At 59.5% G+C, this 21592-nt stretch carries 25 protein-coding genes and 1 riboswitch; of the genes, 14 read left to right on the forward strand and 11 right to left on the reverse strand.

Annotated features, from left to right (window positions below; translation table 11 throughout):
- Positions 1-71: 71 nt before the first annotated feature.
- On the forward strand, positions 72-1070 hold the full coding sequence (locus tag JOE33_RS09260; protein ID WP_187625166.1) for a class I SAM-dependent methyltransferase: 999 nt from the start codon (positions 72-74) through the stop codon (positions 1068-1070).
- A gap of 39 nt (positions 1071-1109) precedes the next feature.
- Positions 1110-1303, forward strand: a riboswitch (yybP-ykoY riboswitch).
- A gap of 13 nt (positions 1304-1316) precedes the next feature.
- Entirely contained in the window at positions 1317-1901 is a 585-nt protein-coding gene (locus JOE33_RS09265; protein WP_003365548.1) for a TMEM165/GDT1 family protein, read from the forward strand.
- Positions 1902-1956: 55 nt separating this feature from the next.
- Here the strand turns inward: JOE33_RS09265 and JOE33_RS09270 are convergent, their stop codons facing one another.
- From JOE33_RS09270 to JOE33_RS09285, 4 genes are all read right to left on the reverse strand, one after another.
- Positions 1957-2775, reverse strand: coding sequence for a M48 family metallopeptidase (locus JOE33_RS09270; RefSeq protein WP_187625167.1), 819 nt, complete (start codon positions 2773-2775; stop codon positions 1957-1959).
- A gap of 183 nt (positions 2776-2958) precedes the next feature.
- Positions 2959-3588 (reverse strand): SOS response-associated peptidase, encoded by a 630-nt coding sequence (locus tag JOE33_RS09275; RefSeq protein WP_003365552.1) that lies wholly within the window; start codon positions 3586-3588, stop codon positions 2959-2961.
- 29 nt (positions 3589-3617) lie between these two features.
- On the reverse strand, positions 3618-3878 hold the full coding sequence (locus JOE33_RS09280) for a DUF2007 domain-containing protein (protein WP_010437683.1): 261 nt from the start codon (positions 3876-3878) through the stop codon (positions 3618-3620).
- The gene (locus JOE33_RS09285) at positions 3878-4060 is read right to left on the reverse strand and encodes a CPXCG motif-containing cysteine-rich protein (protein ID WP_003318204.1); all 183 of its coding nucleotides are present in this window, start codon (positions 4058-4060) and stop codon (positions 3878-3880) included. Before JOE33_RS09285 ends, JOE33_RS09280 begins: the two co-directional genes overlap by 1 nt.
- Positions 4061-4166: 106 nt before the next feature.
- Between JOE33_RS09285 and JOE33_RS09290 the strand changes: the two genes are divergently transcribed.
- Both JOE33_RS09290 and JOE33_RS09295 read left to right on the forward strand, forming a co-directional pair.
- A complete protein-coding gene (locus JOE33_RS09290; RefSeq protein WP_163023623.1) occupies positions 4167-5330 on the forward strand; it encodes a 1-acyl-sn-glycerol-3-phosphate acyltransferase in 1164 nt (387 codons plus the stop codon).
- A gap of 273 nt (positions 5331-5603) precedes the next feature.
- Positions 5604-5810 (forward strand): hypothetical protein, encoded by a 207-nt coding sequence (locus tag JOE33_RS09295; protein ID WP_003346138.1) that lies wholly within the window; start codon positions 5604-5606, stop codon positions 5808-5810.
- Positions 5811-5876: 66 nt separating this feature from the next.
- Here the strand turns inward: JOE33_RS09295 and JOE33_RS09300 are convergent, their stop codons facing one another.
- Positions 5877-6458: a YajG family lipoprotein gene (locus tag JOE33_RS09300; protein WP_003346137.1), complete on the reverse strand. Its 582-nt coding sequence runs from the start codon at positions 6456-6458 to the stop codon at positions 5877-5879.
- 228 nt (positions 6459-6686) lie between these two features.
- Here JOE33_RS09300 and JOE33_RS09305 point away from each other — a divergent pair, with 228 nt between their 5' ends.
- Together JOE33_RS09305 and mqo are read left to right on the forward strand one after the other, a co-directional pair.
- Positions 6687-6920: a hypothetical protein gene (locus JOE33_RS09305; RefSeq protein ID WP_010437688.1), complete on the forward strand. Its 234-nt coding sequence runs from the start codon at positions 6687-6689 to the stop codon at positions 6918-6920.
- A 721-nt stretch (positions 6921-7641) separates the two neighbouring features.
- A complete protein-coding gene (mqo, locus tag JOE33_RS09310) occupies positions 7642-9150 on the forward strand; it encodes a malate dehydrogenase (quinone) (RefSeq protein WP_187625168.1) in 1509 nt (502 codons plus the stop codon).
- A gap of 85 nt (positions 9151-9235) precedes the next feature.
- On the opposite strand, the gene JOE33_RS09315 is transcribed toward mqo, so the two are convergent.
- Positions 9236-10132: a homocysteine S-methyltransferase family protein gene (locus JOE33_RS09315; protein WP_163023412.1), complete on the reverse strand. Its 897-nt coding sequence runs from the start codon at positions 10130-10132 to the stop codon at positions 9236-9238.
- Between the two features lie 110 nt (positions 10133-10242).
- Between JOE33_RS09315 and JOE33_RS09320 the strand changes: the two genes are divergently transcribed.
- Complete coding sequence (locus tag JOE33_RS09320) at positions 10243-11064, forward strand: ABC transporter substrate-binding protein (RefSeq protein ID WP_010437694.1); 822 nt, start codon at positions 10243-10245, stop codon at positions 11062-11064.
- Positions 11061-11894 carry an amino acid ABC transporter permease gene (locus JOE33_RS09325; protein ID WP_010437696.1) on the forward strand — a complete coding sequence of 278 codons (834 nt, stop codon included), beginning with the start codon at positions 11061-11063 and terminating at the stop codon, positions 11892-11894. The genes JOE33_RS09320 and JOE33_RS09325 overlap by 4 nt, the downstream gene beginning before the upstream one ends.
- 310 nt (positions 11895-12204) lie before the next feature.
- Here the strand turns inward: JOE33_RS09325 and JOE33_RS09330 are convergent, their stop codons facing one another.
- From JOE33_RS09330 to JOE33_RS09340, 3 genes are all read right to left on the reverse strand, one after another.
- The gene (locus JOE33_RS09330) at positions 12205-12492 is read right to left on the reverse strand and encodes a PA4642 family protein (protein WP_003318212.1); all 288 of its coding nucleotides are present in this window, start codon (positions 12490-12492) and stop codon (positions 12205-12207) included.
- A 66-nt stretch (positions 12493-12558) separates the two neighbouring features.
- Positions 12559-13062 carry a hypothetical protein gene (locus JOE33_RS09335; RefSeq protein ID WP_003365577.1) on the reverse strand — a complete coding sequence of 168 codons (504 nt, stop codon included), beginning with the start codon at positions 13060-13062 and terminating at the stop codon, positions 12559-12561.
- 66 nt (positions 13063-13128) lie between these two features.
- Positions 13129-13686, reverse strand: a complete 558-nt coding sequence (locus JOE33_RS09340) for a hypoxanthine-guanine phosphoribosyltransferase (RefSeq protein ID WP_003318214.1) — start codon at positions 13684-13686, stop codon at positions 13129-13131.
- Positions 13687-14036: 350 nt separating this feature from the next.
- Between JOE33_RS09340 and upp the strand changes: the two genes are divergently transcribed.
- Complete coding sequence (gene upp / locus JOE33_RS09345) at positions 14037-14675, forward strand: uracil phosphoribosyltransferase (protein WP_003408662.1); 639 nt, start codon at positions 14037-14039, stop codon at positions 14673-14675.
- A 4-nt stretch (positions 14676-14679) separates the two neighbouring features.
- Positions 14680-15957, forward strand: coding sequence for a uracil-xanthine permease family protein (locus tag JOE33_RS09350; RefSeq protein WP_010437106.1), 1278 nt, complete (start codon positions 14680-14682; stop codon positions 15955-15957).
- Positions 15958-16159: 202 nt separating this feature from the next.
- On the opposite strand, the gene hemH is transcribed toward JOE33_RS09350, so the two are convergent.
- Entirely contained in the window at positions 16160-17182 is a 1023-nt protein-coding gene (gene hemH / locus JOE33_RS09355; protein WP_187625169.1) for a ferrochelatase, read from the reverse strand.
- A 27-nt stretch (positions 17183-17209) separates the two neighbouring features.
- A complete protein-coding gene (locus tag JOE33_RS09360; RefSeq protein ID WP_010428663.1) occupies positions 17210-18112 on the reverse strand; it encodes a TIGR01777 family oxidoreductase in 903 nt (300 codons plus the stop codon).
- 288 nt (positions 18113-18400) lie between these two features.
- Here JOE33_RS09360 and JOE33_RS09365 point away from each other — a divergent pair, with 288 nt between their 5' ends.
- The 4 genes from JOE33_RS09365 (at position 18401) to JOE33_RS09380 (ending at position 21585) form a co-directional block, all read left to right on the forward strand.
- Positions 18401-19387, forward strand: coding sequence for an FAD-dependent oxidoreductase (locus tag JOE33_RS09365; protein ID WP_187625170.1), 987 nt, complete (start codon positions 18401-18403; stop codon positions 19385-19387).
- Positions 19384-19599: a TIGR02450 family Trp-rich protein gene (locus JOE33_RS09370; protein WP_003318221.1), complete on the forward strand. Its 216-nt coding sequence runs from the start codon at positions 19384-19386 to the stop codon at positions 19597-19599. The genes JOE33_RS09365 and JOE33_RS09370 overlap by 4 nt, the downstream gene beginning before the upstream one ends.
- Before the next feature lie 117 nt (positions 19600-19716).
- A complete protein-coding gene (locus tag JOE33_RS09375; protein ID WP_187625171.1) occupies positions 19717-20679 on the forward strand; it encodes a DUF523 and DUF1722 domain-containing protein in 963 nt (320 codons plus the stop codon).
- 3 nt (positions 20680-20682) lie between these two features.
- Positions 20683-21585, forward strand: a complete 903-nt coding sequence (locus JOE33_RS09380) for a MerR family transcriptional regulator (RefSeq protein WP_096130478.1) — start codon at positions 20683-20685, stop codon at positions 21583-21585.
- Positions 21586-21592: the final 7 nt, after the last annotated feature.

Raw genomic sequence — 21592 nt, forward strand, 5'->3', positions numbered from 1 at the left:
GCCGTTCCGGACGCTCCGCGTCCTCCTGGACCATATCCTGTTAGACTGCGCGCTTTTTCAGGAGCCATTCCATGGACCCGCGCAGTGAAGTGTTACTCCGTCAGGCCGAGCTGTTTCAGGGCTCGCTGTTGTTGGTCGGGCTGCCCGCCGATGACCTGCTCGGAAAACTGCCGGACGCACGTGGATGGTGCTGGCACGCCGGTGATCAGGCGGCCCTGGACGCACGTTTTGAAGGACGCGTGGATTTCGGCGTCGAAGCGCCACAGACCGCCTTTGAAGCCGCGGTGCTGTTCCTGCCCAAGGCGCGTGACCTGACCGACTACCTGCTCAATGCACTGGCCTCACGACTGGCCGGGCGCGAGCTGTTTCTGGTCGGCGAGAAACGTGGCGGTATCGAAGCGGCTGCCAAGCAACTGAGCCCGTTCGGTCGCGTGCGCAAGCTGGACAGCGCACGTCACTGTCAGCTGTGGCAGGTCACCGTCGAGCACGCACCGCAAGCCGTGGCTCTGGAAAGCCTCGCCAGACCCTACCAGATCGAATTGCAGGACGGCCCGCTCACCGTTGTCAGCCTACCTGGTGTTTTCAGCCATGGCCGCCTCGACCGTGGTTCAGCCCTGTTGCTGGAAAACATCGACAAGCTGCCCAGCGGCAACCTGCTCGACTTCGGTTGTGGCGCCGGAGTGCTGGGGGCGGTCATCAAGCGTCGTTACCCTCACAACGAAGTCATCATGCTTGATGTCGATGCCTTTGCCACCGCAAGTTCGCGCCTGACACTTGCCGCAAATGGCCTGCAAGCCCAAGTGCTGACCGGTGACGGCATCGACGCAGCACCGATGGGGTTGAACACAATTCTGAGCAACCCGCCGTTTCATGTCGGCGTTCATACCGATTACATGGCAACGGAAAACCTGCTGAGAAAAGCACGCCAACATCTTAAATCAGGCGGCGAACTGCGCCTGGTGGCGAATAACTTCCTGCGTTATCAGCCGCTGATCGAGGAGCACTTCGGGCAGTGCGAAGTCAGGGCTCAGGGCAACGGTTTCAAAATCTACAGCGCCAAACGCCCCTGAAATAAGCACTTGCCGAAACGTTTTCGCGGAGGCAGAATCCGCTCCGTCCTAGGGGAGTAGTCTCCCACGAGCGCCATGCTCGTCCGGCACGTATCAACATACTTGGTCCTCAGACCATGGTACGTGCGACCCGGAATCCGCTCAGACGGATCGGTGGTTTGACAAGACCTATGACACGAACACCTTACCCGGGGCGGGGAGGTCGTACGTGTCATAGCCGTGTCGGCCCGCCCCTCAGGAAACCTGATGCTGGAATCATTCTTAATCCCTACCGCAGTGGTCGCACTCGCCGAAATCGGTGACAAGACGCAGCTGCTCGCGCTCATTCTCGCTGCGCGCTTTCGCAAGCCATGGCCAATCATCGCCGGCATCGTCGCCGCAACCCTGGCCAACCATGCGGCGGCCGGCGCTGTAGGTGCCTGGTTCAGCAGTTATCTCTCGGACGCAGTGCTGCACTGGATTCTCGCCGCCAGCTTTACCGCCACGGCGCTGTGGACACTGGTTCCGGACAAGATGGATGACGACGAAGCCAGCACGGCACGCAAGTTCGGTCCCTTCATGACCACGCTGATCACGTTCTTCATTGCTGAAATCGGCGACAAGACGCAGATCGCCACGGTGATGCTGGCGGCGCAGTATTCCTATCTGTGGCTGGTCATTCTGGGCACCACGGTGGGCATGCTGCTGGCCAACGTGCCGGTGGTACTGGCGGGCAATTTCGCCGCCGAGAAGCTGCCGCTGACCCTGATCCGCCGACTGGCTGCCTGCGCATTCTTCGTGCTGGCGCTGGTGGCGGTTTACAAGGCCATGCAGGTCAGCGGCTGGGTGTGATGCGGGCCGATAGCGTTGCGAAGACAACTCGCAATGCTATCGGCGATTCATCCACTCAGGATTTAGCGGCTTTCTGGTACAGCGGCATGACTTTCGGTATCGCAGCCTGCAACGAAGCGATGCGACTTTCCGAGGCCGGGTGAGTGCTCATGAACTCAGGCTGCGAACCACCGGAGTTCTGGGTCATCTTCTGCCACAGGGTGATCGCCGCATTAGGGTTGTAACCGGCGCGTGCGGCCAGCTCCAGACCGAGCAGATCGGCTTCGTTCTCGTTGCTACGGCTGTTGGGCAGCGTCAGGCTGTAGTTGACCACGGTATCTGCCAACGCCAGGCTGTCCTGCCCCAATCCCAGAAAGGCACCTGCGCCCTGCTTGGCCATTGAAACACCGTATGCCTTGGACATCGCTTCACGCCCGTGCTCGCGCAGGGCATGGGCGATCTCGTGGCCCATAACCGCAGCGATCTCATCGTCGGTCAGTTTGAGGGTATCGATCAGACCGCTGTAGACAATGATCTTGCCGCCAGGACCACAGTTGGCGTTCAGCTCGTCACTTTTGATCAGGTTGACTTCCCACTGCCACTGCGCCGAGTCAGGCCGCAATTTAGGCGCCTGGGCAATCAGTCGATCGGCGATTGCATGAACCCGCTTGGCATTTGCGCTGGAGGTGTCCAGCACCCCTTTGCTGGTCGCCTCGCCAACGGTCTGCTGGTAGGACTGGGCGTACATTTTGTTGACTTCATCCGTGGAGAGCATGCTGAACATGTACTGTTTGCGCTCCACACCGACCGAGTCGCCACTCGTGGTATTGACTGCCTGACACCCGCCGAGCAGCAACGCAGCGCTCAAGGCACAGAAGGCAAATGAAGGACGCATGGTGTATCTCCTTGTCTATGAAACGGTCATTCCCGGGGCAGACCTCTGCGCCAGATACCGGCCAACTTGCATCTTGGTCTTTGACAGGGGTGGATGGTTCCCGCAGGTGTGTCCAGTTTGTATCAGATGTACTTCAACGCGGATATCGGATTTGTCCGATTCGGTGCTTTTTGCCCTGCCCGACTAGCTTAATGGCGTGAGGCACTCGGGCGCATTCAGCTTGGGATCATTGACCAGATTGGCCAGAGGCCTTTCACGCAGCGCCGTCTGCGGGGCAGCCAGCAACGCTTGCAGGGTCGGCAGAGGTGTGTCGGCGGCCAGCCAGTCTTTCTGGCCCTTGGCATCCAGAATCAGCGGCCGACGCTGGGTCGCAGCCGCCTGGGTGACCACCGCGACGCTCAGGTACGTGTGCCCCTGCACCGGATAGGCTTCCCAGATCGCGGCAAAAAACAACGCGGCGCCCTCCCCCGGCGTCAGCCAGAACGGACGCTTGCGCACCGTGCCGCGCCATTCGTAAAAGCCGTTGGCGGGAAGCAGACAGCGGCGATGGGTGAAGGCATCGCGAAACATCGGCTGCTCGGCCACGGTCTCGGCGCGGGCATGGGCAGGCGTTTTCGACAGGTCGGTGAGCCAGGCCGGCGTCAGGCCCCAGCGCGCACGCACCAGTTCGATACCGTCAGCGTTCTCGGCAGCACGCATGATCAATACCCAGTCGGCTGGCGAAATATTCCATTGCGCCTGCTGATCGGCAGGAAAACCGGGCAAGGCGGCAAAGGCGGGGGTCCAGCGAAACAGGGCGTAGCGTCCACACATGGGGGCTAATCAGACTCGTTTGAAGGTGCTCAGCACACCAGTACATCGGGGAAGTCGTCCGGCTCATCGCCAGACAGGGGCGAGGCGCTATTGTACGCAGTGATCAACGCTCGTGCGCGAGCGACCTGCGCATCTTCGACCTTGAGTGCCAGAAGCCCCAGCCCCGGCAGTTCGCCCATCGCTCCGAGCAGATCGCGACCGGCCAGATGCGCGTCGATGCCTTCGCTGGCAAGCATCGCCAGCAGCAACTCGGCCTCCATCAGGTTTTCGGGCTCGTAGATCTTCTGCATCACTCGTTCTCGCTGCGAACGTCCAGATTCCAGTCTTCGCCGTCGGTCTGCAGGTCGAAAACGATCGGGCGGCAGCAGACCGGACAGTCTTCAATGTACTGTTGATCGCCACCGGAAAGGTCCAGCACGGCTTCGACAGGTTCGCCGCAATAAGGGCAGTCGTAACTCTGTAATTCCTGCATCACGGTCTCCGGGGTCAGTTATGCGTATAATTGACCCATTCTTCAGAAGGCAGTTTTAACAAATCCGTCTTCTTTTTACCCTATTCGATTCAAACAAGAGAGCATGATGGGCGAATTTGATGCCATCCGACCTTACAACGATGCAGAAGTCCCCGCCGTCTTGGCACGTCTGCTGAGCGACAAAGCCTTTCTCGCCATTCTGACCCGATTTCGCTTTCCCCGCCTTGCGGGCGCATTCGGCTGGCTGCTGCAGCCAACCCTGGCACGCAAGCTGCGCCGCGAGTTCGCCGGTATCGACTCGGTCGCCACGCTGCAGGACAAGGTTGAATATTACGTCGACCACACCATCGAACGCGCCACGGACGGGGTCACCTACACCGGCGTCGAACAACTGAAGTCCGGTTGCGCCTACCTGTTTCTGGCCAACCATCGCGATATCGTTATGGACCCGGCGTTCGTCAACTATGCCGTGTACCACGCAGGTCTGCCCACTCCGCGCATCGCGATTGGCGACAACCTGCTGCAAAAGCCATTCGTCAGCGACCTGATGCGCCTGAACAAGAGCTTCATCGTGCACCGCTCGATCACTGGGCGGCGCGAGAAGATGGCGGCTTATCAATTGCTGTCGGCGTATATCAATCACTCGATCACCAAGGACTGCCAGTCGATCTGGATCGCTCAGGCCGAAGGCCGCGCCAAGGACGGTGACGACCGTACCGAGTCGGCGATCCTCAAGATGTTCCATATGAGCCGCAAGGATGAGCCGTTTGGTGACGTGATTCGTTCGCTGAACCTGATCCCGGTGTCGATCAGCTATGAGTATGATCCGTGCGACAGCGCCAAGGCCCGCGAGCTTTACATTCGTGCGACGACCGGCGCCTACACCAAGACGCCGGGCGAAGACGACGTGAGCATTGCACTGGGGATTACCGGCTATAAAGGCCGTGTGCACGTTAACTTTGCACCGCCGATCACCGAGCATTTCGAGGACACCAAGCAACTGGCCATCGAGATGGACCGGCAGATTCTCGGCGGCTATCGGCTGTTCCCGGTGCATTACCTGGCGTATGCGCAATGGAGCGCTGCCGATCCGGCGCTTGAAGTGCCCAAGGCTGAAGCGCTGTTCCCGGCAGATGAGCTCGACCGCGCCAGGGAAGAGTGGGAAAGCCGCCTGGCAGGCACGCCGATCGAGCATCGCCCTTACATGATTCAGCAATATGCGACACCAGTGCGCAACCAGTACCGCGTCAAGGCAGGGCTCGCGCTTTAAGAACTGGAACGTCTATCGTACCCATGCTCTGCGTGGGTACGCCGTTCTGGACGCTCTGCGTCCGACCTTGAGCGCGTCAGCGCTGTTCCCACGCTGGAGCGTGAGGAACGATAGGTGCACGGGAGAGCACGTATCATGCCCATGCTCCGCACGGTCATCCAGTCCCCGAAATATCCTGCATGAAAATTCTCTGCCACTGTCACCCCAGCGTCATACTTCGCCTGCATTGTGTGGCTCCTCGAGAAACGGACTTCCCTCTCTTTGGAGCTTGTCATGCTGCATGCAAAAAATCAGGATCGCCTTTATCTCATCGCCCCAAGCGATGAGCAGCAGGAGTTGATCGATGGCCTGGCCTTCAATGTTCAGGACCGCCACTGGCTGGTCTACTGCGCACTGGGCGGGCATGTTCATCATGATTTGCCGGATCTGGATCAGGACACGGGCTTGAGCTTCCTCGACTTCTACCAGCAGGCAGCCTGATACCAAACCCTGAACAGCAAAAAGCCCGGCCCCCTCAACAGGGGCCGGGCTTTTTTTATCGCATGCTTACTGCGACAGGGTCGAACCGATGGTCGGGTCCTGGAAGACACGGGTCAGTGCGTCGCTCAACACGTCGCTCACCAGCTTGGTGTTGGTTTCCTGATTCGGCGCCATACCGAAACGCTGGTCCAGCGATGCGGCATAACGACCACTGTAGGTGCGGCCGTTATTGCGCACGTCAGCGCGGAACGTCGAGCTGATGGTGGCTTCAGTTACGTACAGACCTTCCTTCGGCGACTGGTACTTGAGGTCTGCCAGGGTCACGGTCAACTGCGGAGCGCTGCCGCCCTGGGTCGGTGTAAAGCCCAGCAGGCGTACGGCGGCTTCAGCCTGAGCCTGAAGCTTGGGAACGATGTCGGCACCGGTGACGCTGATTGCGCTGGTTTCCGGGTACATGCCACCGCGCGTGCCCAGCGTCGGCCCAGGACGGCCGTCGACGACACGCACCACCACAGGCTGACCACGCCCTACCGCCGCCAGCTGCGCGTTGAGCTTGGGCGTTGGGCTGAGTTGTTGCGGACTGTGGGCACAGCCCACCAGGGTCAAACTGCTTACAGCAAGCAAACCGAACAAAATGCGACGCAGCATGCTCATTTCTCCATGGGCCAGACACTGAATGTGCCGCAGTATAGCGGCCTGTAACAGCCGCAAACCAGAGGCCACTGACCGTTAAGCCTCGGACATTCGACACGCATCGGGGTTCACGCAGCAACGCAGGGCAAGATTCCTCCAGCACGGTGTAATCAGGACGTCACATCCGCGCTGCAGACTCGCCTCCATCGCACAGACGCTCATTCACGTCACAGGAGCTGCGCCATGAATCTGTTCCGGTCTCTGTTCACTGCACGCCCCCAGCATCGCCACTACGCGCGTATCGATCAGGCAGGCGTCTGCCGTGCGTTCAAGCACTGCGCGCAACGTCCGACCGGTGCGGAATGGGTCGAAGTGACCGAGCAACGGCTCAGCTGGCTGAATCAGCCACTGCCCGCCAGCGCACGCATGGCGCAGCGTAGCGAACGCTCAACGCGCGGCCAGTTGCTCACCGCCTGACCGGGGAGCGAATAAAAGTCATTTAAAGCGATCAATTCCTGCCATTTCATCGCTATAATCTCCCCCCGATTATAAGGACGTCTCCTGATCGGGCCTCGCAGCACTGCTAATCGCCGTATTAGCGCCTTCGTAATGCCCACAGAGAGCCGCCCACACAGGTCATTTGCGCACGAGTGTGCTCGATGAAAGGTGGAGAATGCTCGAATCGTATCGAACCTTTCTCGCCGGCCAGCGCCTCACTCTTTATGCGCCTGATCTGCCAGCGCTGTCATCGCAGCCATTTCGAGGTTTGGTTCGCGTTCCCAAAAGGACGTGAAAAACGGGTTTCACTACTTCACAAGAGTGTGGCGAGCAAATGAATAGGTACGCGTTTGTAAATGCACCATCAGCGTCTGAACCGGCTCTCTTGAACAGGACTGACCGCGACTGCGCCTCCATGACCGGAGCCTGACGCCATCGACAGGAGCCCGTTGCACAAGGGGCTCCCTGACGATGGTCGAATGGCCTCGCAGGCCTGGAAATGCGTTCATGAAGCCTTGATGAACCATGACCGGGCCTGACCGGGACCTGCGCTTTGGATGCGAAAAATTGCGAAGAATCGGTCAGGCGATCCTGGCCAGGCAAACGAGGGTAGACGCTTGATTCAGCCCACGAACACCTGGCAAACAGCCTCAGGATCGTATGCCGTCAATTTGGTGCTGCAGATTTTGGAGACGCGTTAATGGCGCATAACGAAGCAGTCGATGTAGTACTGGTCGGAGCGGGCATCATGAGTGCCACTCTGGCGGTATTGCTAAAAGAGCTCGACCCCGGCATCACGCTGGAAGTCGTTGAGCTGATGGATTCCGGTGCCGCGGAGAGTTCCAACCCGTGGAACAACGCCGGCACCGGCCACGCAGGTCTGTGCGAGCTGAACTACACGCCGCCTGCGGCTGACGGCTCCATAGACATCAAGAAAGCGGTGCACATCAACACCCAGTTCGAAGTCTCGAAACAGTTCTGGGCCTACCTGGCACGCAAGGGTACCTTTGGGTCAGCCCGATCATTCATCAATCCGGTTCCGCACCTGAGCTTCGTGCAGGGCGAAAAAGGCGTCTCGTTCCTCAAGACCCGTTTTGAAGCCATGAGCAAGCATCACGCCTTCTCTTCGATGGAATACACCGAGGACAAGGCAACGCTGGCCGAGTGGATGCCATTGATGATGCCTGGCCGGCCTGCGGACGAAAAAATTGCCGCAACGCGCATGATGAACGGCACCGACGTCAACTTTGGCGCGCTGACCAATCAATTGCTCGGGCATTTGACCAGCGCTCCAGGCACGCAGATCAAGTACCGCAGCCGCGTGACCAACCTGACCCGTAACGGCGCTGGCTGGACCGTCAGCGTCAAGGACGTGAATGGCGGCGGCACGCGCGAGATAGATGCCAAGTTCGTGTTCCTCGGTGCCGGTGGCGCAGCGTTACCGCTGCTGCAGTTGTCGGGCATTGAAGAAAGCAAAGGCTTTGGCGGCTTCCCGGTCAGCGGCCAGTGGCTGCGTTGCGACAACCCGGATGTGGTCAAGCACCACCAGGCCAAGGTCTACAGCCAGGCCGCCGTGGGCTCGCCGCCGATGTCGGTGCCGCACCTGGACACCCGCGTGGTCGATGGCAAGAAATCCCTGCTGTTCGGACCTTATGCCGGTTTTACCACCAAGTTCCTGAAACACGGCTCGTACCTCGACCTGCCGCTGTCGGTACGCGCGGCCAACATCAAACCGATGCTGGCGGTGGCGCGCGACAACATGGACCTGACCAAGTACTTGGTCAGCGAAGTGATGCAGTCGATGGAGCAACGCCTGGAATCGCTGCGTCGCTTCTATCCGGAAGCGAAAGCCGAAGACTGGCGTCTCGAAATCGCCGGTCAGCGCGTGCAGATCATCAAGAAAGACGCGAAAAAAGGCGGCGTGCTGCAATTCGGCACCGAGCTGGTTTCCGCAAAAGACGGCTCACTGGCCGCCCTGCTTGGCGCTTCGCCGGGTGCATCGGTGACCGTGTCGATCATGCTTGAGCTGCTCGAACGCTGCTTCCCGGAGAAAACCCGCACGCAATGGGCGACCAAGCTCGAAGAGATTTTCCCGGCCCGGGAGAAAATCCTCGAAACCGATGCGCCGCTCTACGAGCGTATCAGCACGCAGAACGACGAGGCGCTGGAACTGGTCGAGAAAAGCAGCCAGGAACACAGCTTCGCCTGATCCAGCCGCTGCTGTGCTGTAACAAAAAGCCCCGTGAGCTTGCACCAGCCACGGGGCTTTTTATTGCCTTTATTGCACGTGCCGGTCAGAGGCTTCTGGACAGTACGGCAATGTGCTCCGGGCCAATCCCGCAGCAGCCGCCAATATGCGTGGCGCCGCGCTTGACCCAGTCTGCCGCCCACTGCTGATAGCCCTGTGGGTCAAGGTCTTCGCGCAGCTCATCCAGGCCGTCGTTGGCCGTGGCGTCCTTGGGTTGCGGCGGGAAGGCATTGGCGTACGCGCCAATGGCAATGTCGACGTTCAGCGACGTGAACACCTCACGCGCCGCATCGAGTGCGCCGCCGATCACCTCTGGCTGGCTGCAGTTGAACAACAGCGTGGCGACGCCCATTACGGCGGCTGCCCTGGCGGCGTCGGCGACCGGCTCGCCTGAGCGTAGACGCGGAACCTCGTCAGTGTCCTCATCCTGCAGGGTGAACGACAGCCAGAACGGCTTGCCGTCATTCGGCAGCCCGGCACGGATGGTCTGCGCTTCGAGAATGCAGCTCTGGGTTTCGGCCAGCCACAGGTCGACATACGGCGACAGCCCGGCAACCAGCGGTTTCAGAACATCGGCAGCCAGCTCCGGCTGATACAGGTCAGGGCGATAGGAACCGAACAGCGGCGGAATGGAGCCCGCCACGCGGACGCGTCCGCCAGAGGCATCGGCCGACTCGCGCGCCAGTTGCCCGGCCAGCGCTGCCAATGCCTGACCTTCGCGGGCAAAACGCTCTTCGCCAATATGAAACGGCACGACGGCGTAGCTGTTACTGGTAATGACCTGAGCACCACTTTCGATATAAGCGGCGTGTACCGAACTCACCGCTTCGGGCGCTTCACTCAATGCCAGAGCCGACCATTCCGGCTGGCGAAACGGGGCTCCGCGACGCTGCAGTTCACGGCCCATGCCGCCATCGAGAATTACAGTTGTGCCTTGGGTCATATGTGATCTGCTTATATGTATATGAAAAAAACTCATTATGAGTCAGTCTTGTATAACGTATTTAATACGGCCCTTTAATCAAACTACAAACACTTTTTCAGGGGACATCTGTGAATTATCGCGCTCTGCTGGGCATCGGCCTGGTCACTCTGGCAGCCTCCACGCAAGTTCTGGCCGGCGCCACGCTGGATCGCGTGCAGAAAAACAAAGAGCTGGTCAACGTCCTCATGGAAAGTTACCCGCCCTTCTCGTTCCTGAATGACAAGAATGAACTGGATGGCTTCGATGTCGACGTCGCCAAGGCCGTGGCGCAGAAACTGGGCGTCAAGTTGCGCCTCGAAACACCGTCCTGGGACGTGATCGCCGCAGGCCACTGGAGTGGCCGTTATGACATTTGCGTCTGCTCGATGACACCGAGCAAGGCTCGCGCCGAAGTGTTCAACTTCCCGGTCGAGTATTACGCCTCGCCAGCGGTGATTGTGGTTAACGCTACAGATGATCGTATCCATTCGGCCAAGGACCTGAGCGGCAAGAAGGTCGGCCTGACCAGCGCCTCCAGCTACGAAAGCTACCTGAACAAGAATCTGGTCATCGATGGCGCCGAAGACAAGCCACTGCAGTACCCGTTTGAAGACGTGCAGATCGCCCCGTACGACAACGACAACGTGGCCTTTCAAGACCTCGGGCTGGGTGCTGGCAAGCGGCTGGACGCGATACTCACCAATCTGGTGACAGCGAAGCCGCGCCTGGATCAGGACAAACGCTTTAAGCTGGCGGGCGAGTCGCTGTATGAAGAACCCAACTCCGTGGCCATCGAAAAAGACGATCCGGAATGGGACGCCAAGGTTCGCGAAGTCTTCGCCGAACTCAAGAGCGACGGCACCCTGAGCAAGCTGTCGCAAAAGTGGATCGGTGCTGACATCAGCAAATGACTTCTTTCCAGCCCCAGCGCCCACCAGAGCAGGCCGAACAGAGCCTGCTCAAGCGAGTTTTCGGCTTCCGCACACGGCTTTACCTGACCTGGCTGGTCATGTTCGTGCTGTTCGCCGGCTTCTTCCTGAGCTTCGATCTGAAGCTGTCGATCATCCTCGACAAACTGCCGAACCTGATCGGGCTGCATCTGGCCCCTAACGGTTTTCTGCAGGGCGCGGCGCTGACGCTGTTCGTGTCGGTGTGTTCGATCGTGGTCTCGGTCGCGCTCGGCTTTGTCACTGCACTCGCGCGGCTTTCCAGCAGCGCGGTGGCGTTCGGCATCGCCAGCTTTTACGCCTCGTTCTTTCGCGGCACACCGCTGTTGATCCAGATCCTGCTGATCTATCTCGGTCTGCCGCAACTCGGCATCGTCCCCGGAGCCATCACAGCGGGGGTGATCGCGCTGTCGCTCAACTACGGGGCGTACCTGAGCGAGATTTTCCGTGCGGGGATCATCGGCGTCTCTGCCGGACAGCGTGAAGCCGCAATGGCTCTGGCCTTGCGCCCGGCGCAGATCTTCTGGCGTGTCACCCTGCCCCAGGCCATGCGCACGATCATTCCACCGACCACCAACCAGTTCATCTCCATGCTCAAGGACTCTTCACTGATTTCAGTGATGGGCGTCTGGGAAGTGATGTTTCTCGCGCAGTCTTACGGCCGCTCCAGCTATCGATACATCGAAATGCTGACCACCGCAGCGGTGCTGTACTGGATCATGTCGATCGGGCTGGAGTTATTGCAGTCACGACTGGAACGGCATTACGGCAAGGCGTATCAGGCGCGCAAATAACTGCAGCGTTCATCCTTACGCTTTGCGCTCAGTGTTATACGCAAGTCTGTTTTTGATTCTGGCCGAAGGCCGTGGGAGCGAACTTGTTCGCGAAGGGGGTCGTATAATTGCCGAAAATGCATCGACTAAAACACCGTCTTCGCGAACAAGTTCGCTCCCGCGCCCTCTGGACAGAAGCTCGGAAGCCCATTATTCCGGGCGTTCTAGGACGTGTGTATAACGACTGAGAGCTCCGCGTGGGAATGCAGTTCCGGACGCTCTGCGTCCAGCCCTGGTAATGCGGAGCATTGGCACGACAGTCAAACGACAATTACGTACGGGCTTTCTCGATCAGTTCGATGTATTCATCAGCGTTGCGCTGATCCTTGATCAGGGCGATGAAGTCGTTACCGTGCTCGTCCTTGCCATCGAAGTCATGGCCCGCTTCCTTGAAGAACACCAGAAAGCGTTCGAAATCGTTGATGCGCAGCCCACGGTAGGCCTTGATCAGCTTGTGCAGCGACGGCGAGGTAGCATCATACGGCTCGAAGTTGAGGAACAGCTTGATCTGCTCATCGCCGATCTCATCGCCAATCAACTGCTTCTTATCTTTACGCATTACAGGCTCCAGCAGGTCGCAGACACTTTCACGGGCGGGCAGTTTACCCTCCGGCGAGCGCCGCGCTCAACGCGCACGTGCAGAGGTGGTGTGCAGATCAGCCCAGATGTGCCCGTTGGCATAACTGAGGAACTGGCAATAAACCTTCTCGTTGCGCAGCAGGTCCACCAGCACGCGGTACTGGGACAGCGGGTAATAAAGCGTCAACGTGCGCGATGGCTCATCATAGGTCGGCTTTTTAAGGCTTTTGCTATCACCGCCATCGAAGTGCACGAGTACCTGGGAGATGGACGCACCCTTGTTCAGCGACTTGCCCTTGAGGCGCAGCGACAAGGGTGAGGTGACCGGAATCGGCTGCTGACTCGACTGCCGCTGATTACCGGCAACGATGGTGTATTCGGTGACCCGCATCAACTGTTGCTGTTCGGGCACACCTTCGCGCAGGCTCAGGTCGTCAGGCGGCAGGTATTGATCGTGCATGGGGCTGGCCGATACCGGCGCAGCAGGTGCGGCAACTGCCAGACCAGACAACAGCACCAACGCCACGGCGCCGGGAATCAGTAGCTTCATTGAGGCTTTCCATGTAATTGCGAATCGACGACCGCCCCTGCTAGCAGAAGCGGCCGTCAGAATGCCTTACATTCCTTTGACGGCATAGATACCGGCAGCATTACGCCAGTAGCCTTTGTAGTCCATACCGAAACCGAAGATATAACGGTCGATGCATGGCAGGCCGACGTAGTCGGCTTTCAGGTCCGGGCGAGCCTTGCGGTCGTGGTCCTTGTCGATCAGCACGGCAGTGTGCACAGCGCGGGCACCGGCATGTTTGCAGAAGTCGATGATGGCACCCAGGGTATGACCTTCATCGAGGATGTCATCGATGATCAGCACGTCACGATCCATGAACGAGACTTCCGGCTTGGCTTTCCAGAACAGATCGCCGCCGGTGGTTTCGTTGCGATAGCGCGTTGCGTGCAGGTAGGACGCTTCCAGCGGGAAGTTCAGGTGGGTGAGCAGCTTGCCGGAGAAAATCAGGCCGCCATTCATGACGCAGAACACGACAGGATTGCGCTCGGCCAGCTCGGCATTGATCTGCGCGCCGACGCGGGCAATGGCCGCATCCACTTCGGCCTCGGTGTACAGGCAGTCAGCTTCGCGCATGACTTGACGGATATGCTCGAGATCAGCGGACATGACGCTCTCCAGGTAAGGCAGTTTGAGAAAAGCGGGCAAAGGTACGCATCCGTTCAAGCCAGAGCAAGTGATTCTGGACTAACGTTGCGAGTGTCTTGCAAAAGCCGCGAACGTCGAAGCTCCGTAACGATACTGCATGTGCTTTAGGCTTTGTACGAAAAGTCGGCGAGCGAAGGTCAGGCAAGGCAAAAACAGGCGAGGAAGCGGAGTCTACGTGTTGTAAATGAGCATTCCGAGCCTGTTTTTAACGCAGCATCACCGAGCGCAGCCACTTTACGTACAGAGCCTAAGACAGTCAGTGCCGAATAGATTAACCTAGACCGATTTTTGCCCCGCTGGAGCCTTTCCCCATGCCCATTCGTGAGATCCGTCACCCACTGATCCGCCACAAGCTCGGCCTTATGCGCCGCGCCGACATCAGCACCAAGAATTTCCGTGAGCTGGCTCAGGAAGTCGGCGCGCTGCTGACGTATGAAGCCACTGCCGACCTGACGCTGGAAAGTTACGACATTCAAGGCTGGGCCGGTACGGTCTCAGTCGAGAAGATCGCGGGCAAGAAAATCACCGTCGTGCCGATTCTGCGCGCCGGTATCGGCATGCTCGACGGCGTGCTCAGCCTGATCCCGGGCGCCAAGGTCAGCGCGGTCGGCGTGGCCCGCAACGAAGAAACCCTGCAGGCGCACACGTACCTGGAAAAACTGGTTCCGGAAATCGACGAGCGCCTGGCTATGATCATCGACCCGATGCTGGCCACCGGCAGCTCGATGGTCGCCACCATCGACCTGCTGAAGAAGGCTGGCTGCAAGGAAATCCGCGCAATGGTCCTGGTCGCGGCGCCCGAAGGCATCGCTGCAGTGGAGAAAGCGCACCCGGACGTGATGATCTACACCGCTTCCGTTGACGAGCGTCTGAACGAACACGGCTACATCATTCCGGGCCTGGGCGATGCCGGAGACAAGATTTTCGGCACCAAGCAGAAGGACGCGTAACCTGATGACGCAGCAGGAGTTCAACGATCCACTGTGGCGCACGATTCTATCTGGCGCACAAATGCTCTTCGTGGCCTTTGGCGCGCTGGTCCTGATGCCACTGATCACCGGGCTCGATCCGAACGTGGCGCTGTTCACCGCAGGCCTGGGCACGCTGCTGTTCCAGATCGTCACCGGGCGTCAGGTGCCGGTTTTTCTGGCCTCAAGCTTTGCCTTCATTACCCCGATCATCCTCGCCAAAGGCCAGTTCGGCCTGGCCGCGACCATGGGCGGCGTCATGGCGGCAGGCTTTGTGTACACCTTTCTCGGTCTGGCGGTGAAGATCAAGGGCACCGGTTTCATCGACCGCCTGCTGCCTCCCGTGGTGATCGGGCCGGTGATCATCTCGATCGGTCTGGCTATGGCTCCTATCGCAGCCAACATGGCAATGGGCAAGTCCGGCGATGGCGCGCAGTTGATTCCTTATCAGACCGCCATGCTGATTTCGATGCCCGCCTTGCTGACCACGCTGATCGTGGCGGTGTTCGGCAAAGGCATTTTCCGTCTGGTGCCGATCATCTCCGGCGTGCTGGTGGGGTTCGCGCTGTCGTTCTACTTTGGTGTGGTCGATACCAAAAAGATCGCTGACGCCGCCTGGCTGGCCTTGCCGCACTTCACCGCACCGGAATTCAACTGGCAGGCGATTCTGTTCATCGTCCCGGTCGCTCTGGCCCCGGCCATCGAGCACATCGGCGGGGTGATTGCAGTCGGCAGCGTGACCGGCCGCGACTACCTGAAAAAGCCGGGCCTGCACCGCACGCTGTTCGGCGACGGCATTGCCACCACCGCTGCCGGTCTGTTCGGCGGCCCACCCAATACCACCTACGCCGAAGTGACTGGCGCGGTGATGCTGACCAAGAACTACAACCCGCAGATCATGATCTGGGCGTCGTTCTTTGCCATCATCCTGGCGTTCATCGGTAAGTTCGGGGCGCTGCTGCAGAGCATTCCGGTGCCAGTAATGGGCGGGATTCTGTGCCTGCTGTTCGGTTCGATTGCAGCGGTGGGCATGAACACCCTGATCCGCCACAAGATCGACCTGGCCGAAGCGCGCAATCTGGTGATTGTCTCGGTCACCCTGGTGTTCGGGATCGGCGGGGTATTGATCGGCACCGGCAACGGCCCGAACGATTTCGGCCTGAAAGGCATTGCCCTGTGCGCCGTGACCGCCATTGTCCTGAACCTGATCTTGCCGGGCAATGACAGCTGGAAGAACAAGCAACTGGATGATCAGTTGCCGTAATCCTGGCCGGAGCGGGCATGACCATCGTGCCAATGCTCCGCGCTGGCATGCCGTTCTGGACGCTCTGCGTCCTATGCTGAACATGGGGTCCGGCGCAGCCTTGTGACGCGAAGCGTCACCCAAGGCATTCCCACGCTGGAGCGTGAGGCACGATAAGCGTCTGGGAGAACACTATCGTGCCCATGCTCCGCGGTTCAGCGCATCACAACATCAACGGCGCACGTTCGCACAGTCTGTTCAGCTCTTTCGCCCAGTTGGGGTCGTCGTTCAGGCAAGGGATCAGGATCAGCTCCTCTCCCCCCGCTTCCTTGAACTGCTCGGCACCGCGATCACCGATTTCTTCCAGGGTTTCGATGCAATCAGCCACGAACGCCGGGCACATGACCAGCAGCTTCCTGACACCTTTCGCCGCCAGTTCGTCCAGATGCGCTTCGGTATAGGGTTCGATCCACTTGGCGCGCCCCAGACGCGACTGGAACGACACCGACCACTTACCGTCAGGAATGCCCATACGCTTGGCAAACGCCGCCGCCGACTGTATGCACTGCGCGCGATAGCAGGTGGCGAGCACTTCGGCGGGTGCGGTCATGCAGCAGTCGTCCTTCAGGCAATGCTTGCCGGTCGGGTCGAGCTTGTGCAGGTGCCGCTCCGGCAGACCGTGGAAACTCAGCAGCAAATGGTCGTAAGGCTGCTCCAGATGCGGCCGCACGCTTTCCACCAGCGCACTCAGGTACTCGGGCTGATCGTAGAACGGCTGCAGAATCGAGAACTGCATCTTCAACGATTTGGCGCGCACCACACGTTTGGCTTCTTCAATGACCGTGGTCACCGTGCTGTCGGCGAACTGCGGGTACAGCGGCGCCAGGGTGACCTTCTTGAAGCCCTGCTCTGCCAGCCGCGTCAGCACGGTTTCGATGGACGGCTCGCCATAACGCATGGCCAGTTCGACCGGCCCGTGCGACCACTCCTTTTTCATCGCCTGCTGCAGACGCTTGCTCAGCACCACCAGGGGCGAACCCTCATCCCACCAGATGGACGCATAGGCGTGCGCGGACTGCTCTGGCCGTTTGATCAGAATCAGCGAGACCAGCAGCCTGCGCACCGGCCACGGCAGGTCGATCACATAGGGATCCATCAGGAACTGGTTCAGATAGCTGCGCACGTCTGCCACTTGAGTAGAAGCAGGCGAACCCAGATTGACCAGCAACAAAGCGTGATCGGTCATGCAACATCCTATTCATTTCAACAGCGTTCAGTGGCGACCCAGCAAATCCTGCAGGGCAGTGTCGAGTTCGGTGTACTTGAATGTAAAACCAGCTTCCTGCAAACGCTCCGGCCGCGCACGCTGACCACCGAGCAGCAATACCGAAAGCTCACCCAGCAATACTTTCAGGGCCAGCGCAGGCATGGGCATGAATGCCGGTCGGTGCAGAATGCCGGCCAGGGACTTGGCAAACTGACGATTGCGCACCGGTGAAGGCGCACAAACATTATAGGGACCCTTTGCTTCATTCAGATTCAACAGAAAATCAATCGCGGCGATTTGATCCTGGATGTGAACCCACGGCATCCACTGCCTGCCATTGCCGATAGGCCCGCCCATACCGAATTTGAAAGGAGGCAACAGACGCTGCAGAAAGCCGGCGCGGTCGGACAGCACCAGCCCTGTACGTATCAGCACCACCCGCACACCGAGCGCCTCGGCACGTTGCGCGGTTTCTTCCCAGGCGTTGCACAGCTGGCTGGCAAAGTCTTCTTTGGCGGGCAGAGAGGTTTCGTCGATTTCGCGCTCGCCACTGTCGCCGTACCAGCCGACTGCGGAACCGGAAATCATCAGCGCAGGTTTTTGCGAACGAGTGGCCAGCCATTTGAGCAGTTGTTCGGTCAGGCCGACGCGACTTTCCCACAGCAACAGACGACGCTTGCGGGTCCAGGGGCGGTCAGCAATAGGCGCGCCCGCCAGATTGATGATTGTATCCACCGGCTGCGTACCCAGCTCATCAAGGCTGGCAATGCCACGCACTGAAGGGCCGCACAGCTCGGCGACGTCGGCGGGTTTTCGGCTCCATACCGTCAATTCATGGCCTTGGGCAGACCAGAAACGGCAGAGCGCTCGTCCTATCAAACCAGTACCACCGGTCAGCAATATGTGCATGGCAGATAACCTCGCGTGGCGTAGGTGACAATTGAGTAGTCTTATTTTTACCAGTGACGCGGTCCGTGACGTTGGTCCGGAAAACGAAACTGTCAGCTGAACCATAGGCCACAGCAGAGTGAAACGCAGCTCCGAGGCCTTTGCCCGAGTCGCTGAACCGTTCGACCTTGCCAGTGGCAATGTGACTCAACCGCTAGATAGCAAAACCACTGCAAGTTATACCAAACAAGAAGATTGTACAGGTTTTAACTACGGCGTAGTCTGTACAGACAAGGTAACGAGGCCCCTATGACTGTCCCTATCGCAATCATCGGTACCGGTATCGCCGGACTCTCAGCAGCCCAGGCGCTGACATCCGCCGGGCATCAGGTGCACCTTTTCGACAAGAGCCGCGGCAGCGGCGGTCGTATGTCCAGTAAGCGCAGCGACGCAGGTTCGCTGGATATGGGCGCACAGTATTTCACCGCCCGAGACCGGCGCTTTGCCACCGCAGTCAAGCAGTGGCAAACCGAGGGTCACGTCGCCGAGTGGACCCCCTCGCTCTATAACTTTCACGGCGGCAGGCTCAGCCCTTCACCGGACGAGCAAGTGCGCTGGGTTGGTACGCCTGGCATGAGCGCCATTACCCGAGCAATGCGCGGCGATCTGCCGGTGTCGTTCTCGTGCCGCATCACTGAAGTGTTTCGCGGTGAACAACACTGGAACCTACTGGATGCCGAAGGCGAAAGTCACGGCCCCTTCAGCCATGTGATCATCGCCACCCCGGCCCCTCAGGCCACTGCCCTGCTGGCTGCCGCGCCGAAACTGGCCAGCGTGGTCGCAGGCGTGAAGATGGACCCGACCTGGGCCGTGGCACTGGCCTTCGAAACCCCGCTGCAGACGCCCATGCAGGGTTGCTTCGTGCAAGACAGCCCACTGGACTGGTTGGCCCGCAATCGCAGCAAACCCGGGCGCGATGCCACGCTCGATACCTGGGTACTGCACGCCACCAGCCAATGGAGCCAGCAGAATATCGACGCCTCCAGAGAACAGGTCACCGAACAATTGCACGGCGCATTCGCGGAGTTGATCGATTGCACAATGCCTGCGCCGGTGTTCAGCCTCGCACATCGCTGGCTGTATGCACGGCCTGCCGGCTCTCACGAATGGGGCACCCTGTCGGATGCAGATCTGGGCATTTACGTGTGCGGCGACTGGTGCCTGTCAGGGCGCGTGGAAGGTGCATGGCTGAGTGGTCAGGAAGCAGCGCGCCGACTGCTGGAGCATATGCAATGAATCAGATCAACCCGCGCAAGCTGCTGCTGTCGAAATGGACAGCCGCCACCCCGCTCAACCGGGAAAAACACTTTCTGGTGACCGAGCTGTTCAAGGATGAAGAAGGCACCGTTCTGGAAGTCGAGCTGCAGGCCGTGCTGACCCAGCGCAGCGAGCGACTGCCGTGGCAGGTGTTGCAACAGGCGGATACGTGGCGGATGGGCTGGAAGTAGCTGGAGGCAGCCTTTACCGCCCTCTACAAAGAATTTGACTTGTACAGCTACACCCCTATGATGAAGACAAGTTGTACAGCACGAACTATCTGTACAAGTCTTCTGTAGAGGTGACTGATGGCGACGTCCGCAATCGAAAAACCCAAACTCGGCATCAGCGCCTGCCTGATGGGTGCCGAGGTTCGCTTCAATGGCGGACACAAGGAATCTCATCTGTGTACACAGGCGCTGAGCAAGTATTTCGATTTCGTCCAGGCGTGCCCTGAAGTCGCTATCGGCATGGGCATCCCGCGCGAGCCGATCAGGCTGGTAGGCGACGCAGAAAATCCCAAGGCGCTCGGCACGGTCAATCGTGACCTCGACGTTACCGAGGCATTGGCGGATTACGGCATACAGATGGCCGATGAGCTGGGTGATATATGCGGCTACATCTTCATGCAGAAATCCCCGTCCTGCGGCCTTGAGCGGGTCAAGGTCTACCGCGAAAACGGCGCGCCGGTCGATGGTGGTGGCCGTGGGATCTATGCGCAGGCCTTCTGCGAACGTCACCCCGATCTGCCCGTGGAGGAAGACGGCCGGCTCAACGATGCCGTGCTGCGCGAAAATTTCGTCACCCGCGTGTTTGCCTACGCTGCCTGGAAACAGTTGCTGAAAGAAGGCGTCACCCGGCGCGCTCTGACCGAATTCCACTCGCGCTACAAATACCAACTGATGGCCAATGACCCGGTGCAATACAAGGCACTGGGCAAGATGCTCGGCAGCATGGGCCGCACCGACCCGAATGAAATCGCGCCGATGTACTTCAGCCAACTGATGGCGGCCTTGAAAAAGTGCGCCACGCGCAGTACTCACACCAACGTCCTGCAGCACCTGTGTGGTTATTTGAAACAGACCATCACCAGCGAAGACAAGCAGGAAATCCAGCAGGTCATTACCCAGTATCACCAGGGCATCGTGCCGCTGATCGTGCCGTTGACGCTGCTCAAGCATCATTTTCGCCAACATCCGGACCCGTATGTGGCACTGCAGGTGTACATGCAGCCCCACCCGGAAAACCTCAGCCTGCGCAATGCGATTTGACTCATGAATGAAACAGATACAGAGGTGCCGGGCGACTGGCTGCCGATCCGTGAGGTGGCACGCCAGACAGGCGTCAACGCCGTCACCCTGCGTGCCTGGGAGCGTCGTTACGGACTGATCGTCCCGCACCGCACTGCCAAAGGTCATCGGCTGTATTCGGACGAGCATGTGCAGCGCGTGATGAAGATTCTGACCTGGCTCAACCGTGGCGTGTCCGTCAGTCAGGTCAAGGGCCTGATCGATGACAACCGCCAGGACGCCCTGCCGCCGACCAACGACTGGGACGCACTGCGCCAGACCTTGCTGGTCGCGATCGGCGAGCTGGCCGAGCGCCGGGTCGATGACGTGTTCAATCAGGCGATGTCGCTGTACCCGCCGCGCACGCTGTGTGAACAGTTGCTGCTGCCACTGCTGGCCGAACTGGAACAGCGCTGGCAAGGCAAGTTCGGCGCACAACTGGAGCGCACGTTTTTCTATTCCTGGCTGCGCAGCAAGTTTGGCGCGCGCATCTACCACAACAATCGCCAGCTCAATGGCAGCCCGTTGTTGCTGGTCAATCAGTCCGATCTGCCGCTGGAGCCGCATCTGTGGCTCGCGGCCTGGCTGGTGAGCAGCGCCGACTGTCCGGTCGAAGTGTTCGACTGGCCGCTGCCTGTCGGTGAGCTGGCGCTGGCAGCCGAATACCTCAAGCCACGCGGCCTGTTGCTCTACTCCAGCAAGTCGCTGAACGTGGCCCAACTGCCCCGCTTGCTGGCCAATATCACCTGCCCTGTCGTGCTGGGCGGACCAACGGTGCAGATCCATAATGCCGAGTTGCTCGTACAGGCCAACGAGATATCTGGACTGACCCTTGCCCACGACGTACTCAGCGCTCAGATCGAGCTGGGCAAGCTCGGACTTATCTAAGGACTTC

It is taken from the genome of Pseudomonas sp. PvP027 (assembly GCF_017833005.1).
Classification (GTDB): domain Bacteria; phylum Pseudomonadota; class Gammaproteobacteria; order Pseudomonadales; family Pseudomonadaceae; genus Aquipseudomonas; species Aquipseudomonas congelans.

Excerpts from the sequence above, each read along its gene's own strand:
- JOE33_RS09380 (WP_096130478.1), top strand. The coding sequence starts at position 20,683 with ATGAATGAAACAGATACAGAGGTGCCGGGCGACTGGCTGCCGATCCGT.
- JOE33_RS09350 (WP_010437106.1), top strand. The coding sequence starts at position 14,680 with ATGACGCAGCAGGAGTTCAACGATCCACTGTGGCGCACGATTCTATCT.
- JOE33_RS09275 (WP_003365552.1), bottom strand. The coding sequence starts at position 3,588 with ATGTGTGGACGCTACGCCCTGTTTCGCTGGACCCCCGCCTTTGCCGCC.
- JOE33_RS09360 (WP_010428663.1), bottom strand. The coding sequence starts at position 18,112 with ATGCACATATTGCTGACCGGTGGTACTGGTTTGATAGGACGAGCGCTC.
- mqo (WP_187625168.1), top strand. The coding sequence starts at position 7,642 with ATGGCGCATAACGAAGCAGTCGATGTAGTACTGGTCGGAGCGGGCATC.
- JOE33_RS09265 (WP_003365548.1), top strand. The coding sequence starts at position 1,317 with ATGCTGGAATCATTCTTAATCCCTACCGCAGTGGTCGCACTCGCCGAA.
- JOE33_RS09325 (WP_010437696.1), top strand. The coding sequence starts at position 11,061 with ATGACTTCTTTCCAGCCCCAGCGCCCACCAGAGCAGGCCGAACAGAGC.
- JOE33_RS09300 (WP_003346137.1), bottom strand. The coding sequence starts at position 6,458 with ATGCTGCGTCGCATTTTGTTCGGTTTGCTTGCTGTAAGCAGTTTGACC.
- JOE33_RS09370 (WP_003318221.1), top strand. The coding sequence starts at position 19,384 with ATGAATCAGATCAACCCGCGCAAGCTGCTGCTGTCGAAATGGACAGCC.
- JOE33_RS09365 (WP_187625170.1), top strand. The coding sequence starts at position 18,401 with ATGACTGTCCCTATCGCAATCATCGGTACCGGTATCGCCGGACTCTCA.
- JOE33_RS09305 (WP_010437688.1), top strand. The coding sequence starts at position 6,687 with ATGAATCTGTTCCGGTCTCTGTTCACTGCACGCCCCCAGCATCGCCAC.
- hemH (WP_187625169.1), bottom strand. The coding sequence starts at position 17,182 with ATGACCGATCACGCTTTGTTGCTGGTCAATCTGGGTTCGCCTGCTTCT.
- JOE33_RS09340 (WP_003318214.1), bottom strand. The coding sequence starts at position 13,686 with ATGTCCGCTGATCTCGAGCATATCCGTCAAGTCATGCGCGAAGCTGAC.
- JOE33_RS09295 (WP_003346138.1), top strand. The coding sequence starts at position 5,604 with ATGCTGCATGCAAAAAATCAGGATCGCCTTTATCTCATCGCCCCAAGC.
- JOE33_RS09270 (WP_187625167.1), bottom strand. The coding sequence starts at position 2,775 with ATGCGTCCTTCATTTGCCTTCTGTGCCTTGAGCGCTGCGTTGCTGCTC.
- JOE33_RS09290 (WP_163023623.1), top strand. The coding sequence starts at position 4,167 with ATGGGCGAATTTGATGCCATCCGACCTTACAACGATGCAGAAGTCCCC.
- JOE33_RS09280 (WP_010437683.1), bottom strand. The coding sequence starts at position 3,878 with ATGCAGAAGATCTACGAGCCCGAAAACCTGATGGAGGCCGAGTTGCTG.
- JOE33_RS09335 (WP_003365577.1), bottom strand. The coding sequence starts at position 13,062 with ATGAAGCTACTGATTCCCGGCGCCGTGGCGTTGGTGCTGTTGTCTGGT.
- JOE33_RS09315 (WP_163023412.1), bottom strand. The coding sequence starts at position 10,132 with ATGACCCAAGGCACAACTGTAATTCTCGATGGCGGCATGGGCCGTGAA.
- upp (WP_003408662.1), top strand. The coding sequence starts at position 14,037 with ATGCCCATTCGTGAGATCCGTCACCCACTGATCCGCCACAAGCTCGGC.
- JOE33_RS09330 (WP_003318212.1), bottom strand. The coding sequence starts at position 12,492 with ATGCGTAAAGATAAGAAGCAGTTGATTGGCGATGAGATCGGCGATGAG.
- JOE33_RS09285 (WP_003318204.1), bottom strand. The coding sequence starts at position 4,060 with ATGCAGGAATTACAGAGTTACGACTGCCCTTATTGCGGCGAACCTGTC.
- JOE33_RS09260 (WP_187625166.1), top strand. The coding sequence starts at position 72 with ATGGACCCGCGCAGTGAAGTGTTACTCCGTCAGGCCGAGCTGTTTCAG.
- JOE33_RS09375 (WP_187625171.1), top strand. The coding sequence starts at position 19,717 with ATGGCGACGTCCGCAATCGAAAAACCCAAACTCGGCATCAGCGCCTGC.